The following is a 12,120-nucleotide window of genomic DNA, read 5'->3' as shown; positions in this document are numbered from 1 at the left end:
CCCGGGAGACAACCCTCATGCGTACCCTCATCATCAGTGATCTGCACCTCGGCAACGGGGGTGACTACGACGTCTTCGCCGGGGGAGAGGCGCTGCCCGCGCTCCTCGACCGGATCGCGGGCGAGCCCGCGCGGGTCGTGGTCAACGGCGATGGCGTCGACTTCCTCATGAACGAAGACCCGCTGGAGCTCGATCCGGCGCGCGCCGCCGCGCAGGCCCGCGCGATCGCCGCCGCGCCCGCGAGCGCCGCCGTGCTGGAGGCGTTCGGGCGCGTCCTCGCGCGCGGCGGCGAGGTCATCGTCCGCCTCGGCAACCACGACGTGGAGCTCGCCGTCCCGGAGGTGCAGGAGATCCTGCGCGCGGCGATGGATCAGCCGTCCGAGGTCGCAGCGCGCCTCACGTTCCAGCTCGGCGACGCCCCCGCGATCCTCGACGTCGGCGGCGCCCGGATCCTCGTCACCCACGGCGAGCACAACGACAACTGGAACAAGGTCGACTATGGGCGCCTGGCCCGGCTCGACCGGTTCAGGTACGCGGCCGGCTCGGTCCTCGTGAAGCAGCTCATGAACCCCATCGCGCGGCGGCACGGCATGCGCTTCGTGAGCCTGCTCAAGCCCGATTTCCAGGGCGCGGCGCTCGCCGCGCTCGCGGTCGCGCCCGGGATCGTGAAGCAGCTCTTCAGCGCGGCCTCGCTCGATATCGCCTGGCAGCTCTTCAAGAAGGCGGGGTCGGCGGCCTCCTTCGCCGAGGAGGAGGAGGAGCTCGGGCTCGCCGAGCGGTTCGCCGACGCGGGCCTCGAGGCCGAGGAGGCGGCGGCGCTCGAGGCCGCGCTCGGCGACGGGCCCGCGGCGTTCGCCGATGAAGAGGCGATGTCGACCGCGAGCCTCAAGCTCGCGCGCGCCGGCCTGAAGCTCTACGCGGGCATGCAGAAGAGGCTCGCCGGCACGCTCGGTGACGAGTACTTCCGCCTTGAGCCCGATGAGGCCGAGTGGGCCGACGCCCGGCGCCTGGCGAAGAAGTTCGACGCCGGCGCGGTGGTGCTCGGCCACACCCACGCGGCCCGCTGGAAGGTGGCCGACGGCATCGCCTTCGCCAACACGGGCACGTGGATCTGGCTGATGCAGCTGCCGCGCTCGGACGCAGGAGACGAGGCGTGGGCCGAGTTCCTCGAAGAGCTGCGGAACAACCCGAGGCTCCTGCCCGAGCGGCAGCGGGCGGCGAAGACCGTCCAGCGCCTCACCGCCGTGCTCCTCGACGCGCACCCGGACGGCGGCGCGACGATGCGGCTCGTGCAATGGGACGATGGAGAGCTCCGCTCCCTGGAGGCCGCGCGCGTGCCCCCGGGGGGCGCGGCGCCTGGGAGGGAGGCGTGATGTCCGACATCGAGCTGCTCCTCTGCCACGCCGACGATCAACGACCCGTCCTCGAAGAGGGGTTGCCGCTCGAGTCCGCCGCGGACGAGCCGCAGCCCGGCGGAGAGGAGCTGATCCACGATTTCGCCGATTTCTCCGACGATCCCAACGACCTCTCGCTCCAGCGCTGGTCCGTCATTGCGCCCGAGGGGCCGGCGGGCGACGCCCTGCTCGCGCTCGTCGAGCCCCTGATCCGGAAGCGGGAGCAGGACCAGGGCGCGCCCGTCGTGCCCTATCGCGTCCCCGCCGGCATGGACGCGGACGCGGCGATCCGGTGGAGCAAGAGCGTCTATCATGACGAGTCGCTCGCGCTCGAGGATCTGCCGCGGTATCTGCTCGTGCTCGGCGATCTCGACGAGGTCTCGCTCGAGCTCCAGCAGGCGATGGCGAGCGAGGCGCTCGTCGGTCGCCTGGTGTCCCGGTCCGCCGCGGGCTACGCGGCGTACGTGGACAAGCTCCTCTCCTCGGAGCGCGCCCCTCCGCGGGAGGCGCGGGCGCGGGCGCTCTTCTTCACCGCGCAGGACGGCACCGCGGCGACCACCATCGGCCACAGGGCGCTCGTCGCGCCCAGCGTGGCGCGGTGCCGCGACACCCGGCAGAGGGGCGGCTTCAAGGCGAGGGACATCGAGGAGATCGGGTTTGACGGCGCCGAGGCGGCGAGGAGCGCGCTCCTCGAGCAGCTCGGGCGGCCGGAGCCGTCGATGCTGTTCACCATGAGCCACGGCCTGGGCGCGCCCCGCAGGGGATGGACGTCGGCGGACGAGCAGCGCGCCGTGCAAGGAGCGATGAGCCTGGGCTCCGGCGTGCGCATCGCGGCCGAGGACCTCGGCGACAGGCCCTTTCTGCCCGGCGGGATCTGGTTCTTCCTCGCGTGTTACGGCGGCGGGACGCCGGCGGCGAGCGCCTATCACCACTGGCTCGCCCGCCTGCGCGACGCGGGCGGCTTCGGCGGGCGGGTCGACGGCGTGCTCGCCGGCCTCCCCAGGCCGGGCGATCGGCCCTTCATCGCCGCGCTGCCGCAGGCCGCGCTGGCGAGCCCGCGCGGCCCGCTCGCGGTCATGGCCCACATCGATCTGGCCTGGACCTACAGCTTCCAGGACATGGGGCCCGACGGCAAGGACAGGGCGTCGCGGTTCGAGGGCGTCTTCAGCTCGCTGGTCAAGGGCGCCCGCGTGGGCAACTCGTACAACGAGCTCCTCCGTTACCTGGGGAACGCCAACCACGAGCTCGCCGCGATGTACAACCAGGAGGCGAGGGCCGAGACGGCGGGCAAGCCGCTCGCCCTCGACCAGGGTCGCGCGAAGCGGCGGGCGAACCTGTGGATGCTGCGCGAGGATCTCGCGGGGTACGTCCTCCTGGGGGATCCGGCGGCGCGGCTCGCGATCGACCGCGACAGGGGAGCCATCAAGGCCACGCCCGCGCCGGCGGAGGTGCGCTCGCCCGTCCCGCAGCTGCCCGCCGCTCCGCCGGCCCCGGCGGCGGGGCGCGCGCGGGACGCGGCGCGCATGCAGCGGGCCGTCCACGAGAAGATCCTCGGGGAGGAGGGCGACAGGAAGATCGCCGAGAGATACGGTATCACGCGCGAAGAGCTCCAGCGCTGGTACGACGCCTATTGCGAGGCCGGGCTCGCGGCGCTGGGCGAGCTGCCGTAGCGGTGCGCGCGCCCGAAGAGGAGCCCGACGCCCCGCCGGCCCGCCCCCCCGCCGAGCCCGTGGGCGAGGCGCCGCCACGCAGGGCCCGGCGGCGCCTCGCCCTGCGGTCGCGCCGCCGCGATCGTGTCGATAGCGTCAACACCAGCAGCCGGCTCCTCAGGGAGCAGCTCTGGACGCTCGCGCTGCTCGCCCTCCTCGTCCTGCTGCTCCTCGTGGCGCTCACGGCCACGGCGCGAGCTCCCGTCCAACAATGGCCTGCCTGGGGATATCGGACCCTCCTCGGCGTCTTCTCGTTTGGCGCCCTGGGAGCCACCTTCAGCGCTGCTCGATCGCTCAAGGGCTCTTCCCGCCGGGCCAGGGCTCACGCGCAGGCGTCGGACGCGCGGGTCACCCTCTCGCGCGCCGTCCTCGGGGCGCTGCCGGGGCTCGCCGCCTACGCGTTCCTCCAGTCGAGGGTGCTGAACCTCGGGGACGTCGACAACAGCAAGGCGTTCGCGATCGCGTTCATCGCCGGCTTCAGTGAGCGGCTCGTGCTCAAGGTGGCAGAGACGTTCGCCGGGGAGCAGAAGGCGCGGTAGCGGCGCCGGCGGGCACGCCGCGCCCGTCACGGGGCAGAGCGCGCGTCCTGAGGTCGCGCGTGGTCGGTCCGAGGCGAGACGAACCGGACGACGGCGCGCGGCGCGAGGCGATAACCGTGCTCATTGCGCTCGATGACGTCCCTGAGCCCCATGCGGCGGAGCTGGGTCAGGGCCACGTAGACGCGGTTGGCCCCCGCGTTCGCCACCGGCCGCTCGCCGGGCCAGCCGGCCTCGAACAGGTCCTGGAGCGAGAGCGCGGCGTCCGGCGCCTCGTCGTGCCGGTCGACGAGGGCCGTCACGATGCGGCTGAGCGCGTGGCCGAGCGTGTGCTTCACGCCGTCCTCCGCCGCGATCCAGCGCACCTCGCAGCCGAGGACCAGCGTGGGCGGGCAGGTCGGCGCCGCCTCCGCGGCGAGCGGCAGCGGCCGCCCGGCGAGCAAGCTGGCCACGAGCGACGCGAACGCCTCGGGATCAGGCGCCTCGCCGCAGGGCGCGAGGTGCGCGAGGTTGTGGAGGTCCGCGTCCTCGGCGCACCTTCGCGCGCGCCGCTCCAGCGGCTCGGGTGGCTCGAGCTCCATCGAGCGGTTGTTCCGGTCGGCGCCGCGCGCGCTCGCCGCGCTGCCCTGGACCGCATGGCGGAGCGACCGCGCGAGGAGCGACAGCGCGAGCTCGTCGCCCGCCGGGGTCGGCTCGCCGCCGGCCGCCACCTCGGGCGCCTGGAACTCCAGGACCCTGTCGATCGGCTGTCCTCCGGCCCTCTCGAGCGGAGCATCCCTGCCGTAGCCGACGAGATAAAAGCGCCCTTCGCGGGAGAAGAGGACGTCAGCGCACGAGACGCGACCGATGCAGACCGGCCGCCCGTGCTTCGGATCGATCACCGCGTGGGCCGCCCGCATCGCCTTGCGGAGGCTCGCGACGAGGCCGGCCGCGCTCCCGGGCGGCACCGTCCAGCCGGCGTCGTTCAGGAGGTTCGTGAGGTCGACGCCGTCGATCACGGCGTCACAGGCGAGCTCGATGTACGGCATTCCGTCGGCGACGCCGCGCGCCGCGACCTTCGGGATGAGCGGGTGATCGAGGAGCGCGTGGACGCGCTCGATCTCGGCGAATACGGCCTTCGCCCGCGCCGCGCTGACGGCCGGGCCGGGCACGATGACCACGCAGGGCTCCGCGTCCCCGGCGCGCGTCGCCGCGACGACGTGGAGGCCGTCGCGACGGCGGATGGAGCGCGGGGCCTCATATCTGCCGAGCCATCGTGAGCGAGAATCGTCCGTGAGTTCCATGATCGTGTCCGTTCCTCAGTCGCGCACGCCTGCCGGCACACATCATTAATCACGCCCCAAGGACGTTTCCGCCGATGCGTTCTTAATAGTTTTTAAGGTGAGAAATCCTCCTGCTGCGGTCTACAAAGCCACGGAGTCAGACATGGCAGGCAGCACAACGTAGCGAGGCTTGTCTTTCGATGTGGTTGGAGATCGAGCTCGACATCAGCGGTGACGAGGTGCGCGTCAACGCGCGTGGCAGCCGGGGAGAGCGCCCCGCGGGGCACGCGATAGCCTCCGAGCAGGGCCTCGGTGCCCTGCAGACCTTCGCCAACAAGATCGGGAGGGCGGTCCGCGGCGGTAAATCGCTCGATCCAGCGGCGGTGAGCGACTCGCAGGCGCTCCACGAGGAGGTGTTCAAAGGGGAGCTGCGCGACGTCCTCGCGCGGCTCGGCGAGGCGTCGAAGGGCGGTCCGCTCCTCTTGCGGCTCTTCGCCCGCGATCACGCGCTCCAGGCCGTCCCCTGGGAGGCGCTCTGCAGGCCGGGGACGTCCGAAGGGTTTCTGGGGACCGACCCCCGGGTGCTCTTCGCGCGCGGCGTCACCTCGTCGGAGCCGTGGGAGCCGCGCGAGGTCAAGGGCGCCGTCCGGGTGCTCGGGATCGCGCCGGGCACCGGCGAGCGGGCTCTCGACGTGCTGCGCGAGGCGCTCGCCCCGTCGATCGACGCCGGCGAGGTAGAGTGGCTCGATCCGATCGCCGGGCCGGAGATCAGCGCGCGGGCCCTCTTCGATCGGCTCCGTCGCGGCAAGAGCCCGCACGTCGTGCACTGGCTCGGCCACGGCGGCGTGGATCTCTCGGGCAAGCCCGTCCTTCGCGTGGCGGACGACGAGGACGGCGAGGAGGCCTGGATCACCGCCGAGGCGCTGGGCCGCGAGCTCTCCGCCGCCTTCTGCGAGGAGCTGCGCCTCGTGATCCTCGAGGCCTGCGAGGGCGCCAGGGCCGGCGCGCTCGGCAGCGCGGCGGAGATCCTGGCCAGGGCGGGCGCGGACGCCGTGGTGGCGCACCTCTGGCCGGTGAAGGCCGACGTGGCGCGCGCGTGCTCGACCGAGCTCTACCGCGCGCTCACGGGCGCGTCGCTGAGCCAGGGCGACATCGGCGCGAGCGTGGCGGCGGCGCGGCGGACGCTGCTCTCCCAGAGCGCCGAGGCGTTCTCGCCGATCCTGTACCTCCGCGGCTCGGACTCGGTGGTCTTCAACTTCCAGGGCCGCCGCGTGGCGAGGCCGGGGAAGAAGGGCCGATCGAGGGCGCTCGCGCCCGCGCTCCAGGGCCTGCTCGAGCGGCCGTTCACGATGGTGCTCGGCGATCTCGAGGACGATCGCGCCGCGCTCCAGCGGGAGCTCGAGCAGTTCATGCAGGAGAGCGGCGAGCCGGCGGCCCAGGGGATGTCGCTGAGCGCGCTCACCCAGCGCTGCGTGCTCCGGTTCGGGCAGGAGGTGCTGCACTCGCTCTTCCAGCAGGCGCTGACCGCTTCGCCCGCCGCGACGGCCCCGCCGCTCGTCGAGGCGCTCGCGCGCTTCGTCCGGCCGGGGGTCCACGTCACGCTGCTCTGGCGGCCCTGCCTCGAGCACGCGATCGCGCAGAGGCTGCCGCAGCGGACCGTGTACGCCATCCAGCCGTCCCTCCTGGGCGCTAGCGGCAAGCCGCGCGTCGTCAAGCGCGCCGCGGGGGCGGCGACGTGGAAGATGGATCCCGTCATGCCCAGGCGCTTCGATCTCGACAGCGAGATCGTCGTGCTCCGCCTGTACGGCGGCTACTCGGCCGAGCCGCGCCCCATCTTCTCGCCGCCGCTGCTCACCGAGGACGATCACATCCACGGCCCCCTCGGCGCTGACGGCGCCCGGCCGCCGCTATGGATGGAGGAGCTCCTGGCGCGGCCGCGCGTGCAGCCCGGCCTCTTCGTCGCGCTCTCGAGCCTCGACTTCCGCCACCGCATGCTGCTGCGCTGGCTCTACGATCAACGCCCTGCGCCCCCGGACAGCCTGGCCGTCCTCGCGCCTGGGGTCGAAGGGAGCGAGATCGAGATCTGGGGCAACGGCGGCGGGCTGCCCGGCACGGGCCACATCGCGGCCACGACCGGAGATCTGGTGGAGCTCGCGGAGCAGCTCGACGCCTTCGCGCTGGAGGACGCCTCGTGACACACCCGGGGAGCCATCGACCATGATCCCCGGCGAGGACCGGCTGGACCTCCTGCTCGCCGACGCCGACGAGCGCCGCCCCGTGCTCGACGAGGGGCTGCCCGACGACACCGCCCAGCGCGCGCCGAGGCCCAGGAAGGCCCGCGACGCCAACCACTGGCGCCGCACCGACGCCGATCGCAACGACCTCACCCTCCAGCGATGGGCGGTGATCGCGCCGGAGGGCCGGGAGGGCGACCGGATGCTCGAGGCCATCCAGCCGCTCGTCGCGCTGCGCGAGGCCGAGCAGGGCTCTCCCGCGCGCGTCTATCGCGTGCCGCACGGGATGGACGCCAAGCGATCTGCGGACTTCCGGAGAGACATCTACTGGTCCGAGGAGGTGGCGGAGGAGGACAGGCCCCTTTACCTGATGATGCTCGGCGATCTCCATCACACCTCGGTGGAGCTCCAGCACGCGCTCGCCAATGACGCGCTCGCGGGGCGCGTCCACTTCGCGGACGGTGCGGGAGAGACGGATCTCGCCGGCTATGCCGCCTACGCCGAGAAGGTCGTCCGCTACGCGCAGCGCGGCACGCCCGAGACCTCGCCGGAGCTGCTCTTCTACGCCGCGCCCGACGGCTCGGCGGCCACGCTCGCGGGCAAGCTCAGGCTCGTCGACCCGAGCCTGGCGACGTCGATGGAAGCGCACGCCAGGGGCAAGCTCCCCGCGGCCGCGGTGCGCGAGATCTCCGCCGGAAGCGTGGACGATCTGCTCGCCGGGGGCGGCGGCGCGCGCCCCTCGGTGCTGCTCTCGGTGAGCCACGGCCTGGGCGCGCCCCGGCGCGGCTGGCGCAGAGAGGAAGACGCCTGGCGGCGCCAGGGGGCGCTCGTGATCGCCCACGACGAGATCCTCGACGCCGAGCGGCTGCGGGGACAGGCGTTCTTGCCGGGAGGCATGTGGTTCTACCTGGCCTGCCTCGGCGCGGGCACGCCGGCGGAGAGCGTCTATCACGCGTGGCTCTCGCAGCTCGCGCAGGAGGATCGTTATGGCGGCAGCCTGAAGGCCGTGCTGCACAGCCTCCCCGCGCCCGGCCAGCGCCCCTTCGTCGCGGCCCTGCCGCAGGCCGCGCTGGCCAACCCGGCGGGGCCGCTCGCCGTCATCGGCCACGTCGACCTCGCGTGGACGTACGGCTTCTCGGGGACGAGGAGCCTGTCGGAGAGCAAGAAGTCCCGTATCTATCGCCCGCTCGAGGTGCTGGTCCGCGGCAGCCGCGCGGGGATCGCGCTGGAGGCGCTGATGGAGTTCTACCGCGGCGCGAACGACGAGCTCGCGCAGAGCTACCAGATCGAGGCCGACGCGCGCGCGGCGGGCCGCGCGGATCCTGCCGATCGCGCCGATCGCGCTCACCTGTGGATGCTGCGCAACGATCTCCGCGGCTACGTGCTGCTCGGCGATCCGGCGGCGCGGCTGCCGCTCCAGCAGCTCGCGCTGCGCGCCGAGGCGCCCGCGCCTGCCGAGGTGGGGTGTACCCCGCCGGAGGCGCCGGCCGGAGGCGCTGCGCCCGGGGCGCAGGCGCGGGAGGCGGCCGTGCTGGCGATGATCCGCGGAGACGAGGCGCCGCGCGCGATCGCGGGGCGCGCGCGGGTGTCGCTGGAGGCGTTGTGGAGCTGGGTCGACGCCTATCGCGCGGGCGGCCGCGAGCGACTCGGGCGGTGAGGGCGCCCCGCGGGGTCGTGCAACCCACATCATCGATCAGGCAGCGTTCGCCGGCATCTGCACGTCAAGAACGTGTGCGAACCACACGAGCCGGCGCGACGCAGCAGCCCCGGCGCCATGAGGCGCGAAGTACATGAGGTCTCTCTGGTGTCTGGAGCGCTCTTGCCGAGGCGGGTCATCACCGCTCAGCAGCGTGCGGCCACGTACCTAACGCCGGCGCAGGCGCGCGCGCCATCGTCCCTTCGGACAGCTTGACGCGCGACGGCACCCATGATGTCGCCCTGCGGTTGGGCTCAGGAAAGCGGGCTGTTCGTCACGCCCGGATCCAGCGCCCGCCGACATCGTCGATCCCGAGGCCGTATCCGCTCTCCAGGCGTCCGGTCCTCGGCCAGGCCTCGCAGATCAAGAGCCGCTCCCCGTCGCGGCGCTCACCCGTCGCGCCAGCGGCTCCGCTCCAGCAGCGCCGCGAGCTCCGCCGCCGAGGCCACCCCGAGCTTCGCCGTCGCGCTCGCCCGGTGCTGCTTCACGGTCGACTCGGCGAGCCCCAGCTCCGCCGCGATCTGCTTGTTCAGCTGCCCGCGCGCGATCCGGTCGCACACCTGCCGCTCGCGCGGCGTGAGCGCGTCGAGCCGCGCCGCGAGCGCCTCCCGTTCCTCCCGGGTCGCCCGCGCCCGCGCGTCGAGGTCCATCGCGCGCCTCACGGCCGCGAGCACCTCGTCCGCCTCGAGCGGCTTCAGCAGGAAGTCCACCGCGCCGTCCTTCATCGCCTGCACCGACGCGCGCACGTCCCCGTGTCCGGTGATGAAGATGAGCGGCAGCCGGCACCCGGACGCCCTGAGCGCCGCCTGGAGGTCGAGCCCGCCGAGCTCCGGCATCGCCAGGTCCACGATCACGCAGCCGGCCCGCGCGTCCGGCGCCGCCGCCGCGGACGCCAGGAACGCGCGCGCCCCCTCGAACAGCTCCACCTCGTAGCCCGAGGCGCCGAGCAACCGGCCCACGCTCCGCAGCACCGCGCCGTCGTCGTCGATCACCACGACCTTCGCCGTCACGCCCGTCATCGTTCCTCCTGCGCCGCCTCGCCCGGCAGCTCGAGGCGCGCAGCCACGCCGCCCGCGGGCGCGCGCTCGGCCCACAGCCGACCGCCGTGCGCGTCCGCGATCGACCGGCTGATGCAGAGCCCGAGGCCGAGGCCCTCCGACTTCGTCGTGAAGAACGGCTCGAAGAACCGCTCGAGATCATCCATCGCGCCCCCCTCGCCCGAGTCCTCCACCACGAGCGCCACGCGCCCGCCGGCGCGCGCCGTCCTCACGATCACCCGGCGGTCGCCGTACGGCCGTCCGGAGACGGCGTCGAGCGCGTTCGAGATCAGGTTCAGCGCCACCTGCTGGAGCTGGACCGCATCGCCCCGCACCGCGGGCAGGTCGGGCGCGAGCTCCAGCGCGATCGTCGCGCCGCGCAGGAGCGCGTCGTTGCCCACGAGCCGCGCCACCTCGCGCGCCGCCTCGTTCAGGTCGCACCGCTCCCTCTGCGCCTCGCCCTTCTTCAGCAGCACGCGCATCCGCCGGATCACCTGGCCGGCCCGCCGGGCGCCGGCGACGATCTCCTCGAGGGCGGCGCCCACCTCCGCGACGTCCGGCGCCGCGCGGCGCAGCAGGATCTCCGCCGCCTGTGCGCTCGTGAGCACCGCGGAGAGCGGCTGGTTGATCTCGTGCGCGATCGAGGACGCGAGCTCGCCCATCGCCGCGACGCGGTTGAGGTGCGAGAGCGCGCTGAGCGACTCGCGCGCCTGGCTCTCGGCGCGCTTCCGGCGGGTCACGTCGAAGTGGGAGACGACCGCCCCCCCGTCCTTCCACGAGAGCCGCCGCGCCCGCACCTCGGTCCAGCGCTCGGCGCCGTCGTGACGGTACTCGACCGTGCCCTCGACGTCGCGCCCAGCGAGCACCCCCTCCACGAGCTCCACGACCCGCCCGGCGCCAGCGTCGCCCGCCGCCGCGGCCCGCCGGAACGCGCCGAGGTAGCTCTCCCCCTCGGCGACACGGTCGAGCGGGCCCGGCGCGCCCTCGCGCGACGCGCGCGCCCACGCCCGGTTCGTGCGGTGCATCACCCCGGTCCTGTCCACGACCGCCACGAAGCCGACCATCGAGGCGAGCACGGCGTCGCTCATCGCCTGAGCGCGCCCGCGCCGCCGCCGCTCGATGACGAGCGCGGCGATCAGGGCGGTCTGGAGCGTGACCGCGACCGCGGCGCCCACCGCCCACCGGCGGTAAAGATCCCAGAAGGACGGCACCCGGAAGTGGACCTCGGCGCCGGGCGGCAAGCGCTCCTCGGGGATCCGGAAGAGGGCGAGCTCGCGCGCGTCGAAGGCGAGCGCGTTCGCGTCCGCGGCGCGGATCGGGATCGACGCCGCGGGCTCGCCGCCGAGGAGCCGCAGCGTGATCCCGCCCAGGTCGCGCCCGACCCGCCCGTAGTCGACGATCTCCCCGCCGACGATCCCTTTGCCGAGCCCGACGCCGTGGACGGAGAAGAACGGGCGCTGGGTGTGCGCTCGGATCCGCTCGAAGGCCTGTAGCCCGACGAAGCGGTCCCCGGCGCCATCCATGTAGAACGTGTCGAACAGGACGATGGCGTTCTCCGGGAGCGCGGCGAGGCGCCGATCGAGCTCGGCGAGCGGCAGGCTCGCGAGGTCCAGGAGCGCGACGCGGCCGGCGAGGGGGCCGAGATCGCGGGCGATCCCGTCGTGGCGCGCGCGTTCCCAGGGGCTCGCGCCCATGACGAGCGCGACCTCTCGCGTGTCGGGGAGGAGGCGCAGCGCGCCCTCCGCCGTCCGGAGCCACGCGTAGTCGAGCCAGATCCCGGTGACGTCCGGCGCGGCGGGCACCGCGAGGGCGGCGCTCCGGTCCTCGCTCAGGAAGAGCACGGGCACGCCGGACCACAGCTCGCGCCGCAGGTCGAGCACGACCCGGAGCACGTCGAGCCGGAGCGCGACGATCACGCCGGGGTGATAGCTGCTGTATTTCGCCCGATAGAAGCGGCGGAGCTCGCGCGTGTAATCGGGGGTGTCGAACCACGACAGGTCGAGGAACTCGAGCTTGAAGGTGACCGGCCCGCCCCACCCGACCCGCACCGATTCCCGGAGCTCGCCGTTGATCGAGGACATGGCCGGCGCGGTCGGGTCATCCGACTGGAAGACCAGGACCTGCGCCGGCGCTTGGTCCGCCAGCGCCGGCGCGGTCGCGCCGAACGCGATCGCGAAGGTCGCGATCGGGAGCACGAGCGCCGAACAGGAATTCCGTGGATGCCTCGACGGCGCCGCAGATCGCTCCCGCTC

8 protein-coding genes are annotated in these 12,120 nt (G+C 73.6%); 5 read left to right on the top strand and 3 right to left on the bottom strand.

Features of this window, described 5'->3' with window-relative positions; translation table 11 throughout:
• Nucleotides 1–17: 17 nt before the first annotated feature.
• From WMF33_RS26565 to WMF33_RS26555, 3 genes are read left to right on the top strand one after another with little or no spacing between them, the layout of a single operon-like run.
• Nucleotides 18–1,373 (top strand): metallophosphoesterase, encoded by a 1,356-nt coding sequence (locus WMF33_RS26565; RefSeq protein WP_437322458.1) that lies wholly within the window; start codon nucleotides 18–20, stop codon nucleotides 1,371–1,373.
• The gene (locus WMF33_RS26560) at nucleotides 1,373–3,064 is read left to right on the top strand and encodes a hypothetical protein (RefSeq protein WP_437322457.1); all 1,692 of its coding nucleotides are present in this window, start codon (nucleotides 1,373–1,375) and stop codon (nucleotides 3,062–3,064) included. The genes WMF33_RS26565 and WMF33_RS26560 overlap by 1 nt, the downstream gene beginning before the upstream one ends.
• 2 nt (nucleotides 3,065–3,066) lie before the next feature.
• Nucleotides 3,067–3,642: a hypothetical protein gene (locus WMF33_RS26555; protein ID WP_437322456.1), complete on the top strand. Its 576-nt coding sequence runs from the start codon at nucleotides 3,067–3,069 to the stop codon at nucleotides 3,640–3,642.
• Between the two features lie 26 nt (nucleotides 3,643–3,668).
• Here the strand turns inward: WMF33_RS26555 and WMF33_RS26550 are convergent, their stop codons facing one another.
• Entirely contained in the window at nucleotides 3,669–4,922 is a 1,254-nt protein-coding gene (locus WMF33_RS26550; protein WP_437322455.1) for a hypothetical protein, read from the bottom strand.
• Between the two features lie 179 nt (nucleotides 4,923–5,101).
• On the opposite strand from WMF33_RS26550, the gene WMF33_RS26545 reads away from it, so the two are divergent.
• Entirely contained in the window at nucleotides 5,102–7,096 is a 1,995-nt protein-coding gene (locus WMF33_RS26545; RefSeq protein WP_437322454.1) for a CHAT domain-containing protein, read from the top strand.
• Nucleotides 7,097–7,118: 22 nt separating this feature from the next.
• Nucleotides 7,119–8,792 carry a hypothetical protein gene (locus WMF33_RS26540; protein ID WP_437322453.1) on the top strand — a complete coding sequence of 558 codons (1,674 nt, stop codon included), beginning with the start codon at nucleotides 7,119–7,121 and terminating at the stop codon, nucleotides 8,790–8,792.
• A 428-nt stretch (nucleotides 8,793–9,220) separates the two neighbouring features.
• Here the strand turns inward: WMF33_RS26540 and WMF33_RS26535 are convergent, their stop codons facing one another.
• Together WMF33_RS26535 and WMF33_RS26530 are read right to left on the bottom strand one after the other, a co-directional pair.
• Entirely contained in the window at nucleotides 9,221–9,850 is a 630-nt protein-coding gene (locus tag WMF33_RS26535) for a response regulator transcription factor (RefSeq protein ID WP_437322452.1), read from the bottom strand.
• Nucleotides 9,847–12,063, bottom strand: coding sequence for an ATP-binding protein (locus tag WMF33_RS26530; protein ID WP_437322451.1), 2,217 nt, complete (start codon nucleotides 12,061–12,063; stop codon nucleotides 9,847–9,849). Before WMF33_RS26530 ends, WMF33_RS26535 begins: the two co-directional genes overlap by 4 nt.
• Between the last annotated feature and the right edge of the window lie 57 nt (nucleotides 12,064–12,120).

The sequence above is a fragment of the Sorangium sp. So ce394 genome, assembly GCF_051474665.1.
Lineage (GTDB): Bacteria > Myxococcota_A > Polyangia > Polyangiales > Polyangiaceae > Sorangium > Sorangium cellulosum_D.
Note: the sequence above shows the minus strand (reverse complement) of the source record. Positions and strands in the feature narration are given on the sequence as shown.

Bases quoted from the DNA above. Each gene is read 5' to 3' on its own strand.
- WMF33_RS26540 (WP_437322453.1), top strand. From the start codon at position 7,119: ATGATCCCCGGCGAGGACCGGCTGGACCTCCTGCTCGCCGACGCCGAC.
- WMF33_RS26535 (WP_437322452.1), bottom strand. From the start codon at position 9,850: ATGACGGGCGTGACGGCGAAGGTCGTGGTGATCGACGACGACGGCGCG.
- WMF33_RS26550 (WP_437322455.1), bottom strand. From the start codon at position 4,922: ATGGAACTCACGGACGATTCTCGCTCACGATGGCTCGGCAGATATGAG.
- WMF33_RS26560 (WP_437322457.1), top strand. From the start codon at position 1,373: ATGTCCGACATCGAGCTGCTCCTCTGCCACGCCGACGATCAACGACCC.
- WMF33_RS26545 (WP_437322454.1), top strand. From the start codon at position 5,102: ATGTGGTTGGAGATCGAGCTCGACATCAGCGGTGACGAGGTGCGCGTC.
- WMF33_RS26565 (WP_437322458.1), top strand. From the start codon at position 18: ATGCGTACCCTCATCATCAGTGATCTGCACCTCGGCAACGGGGGTGAC.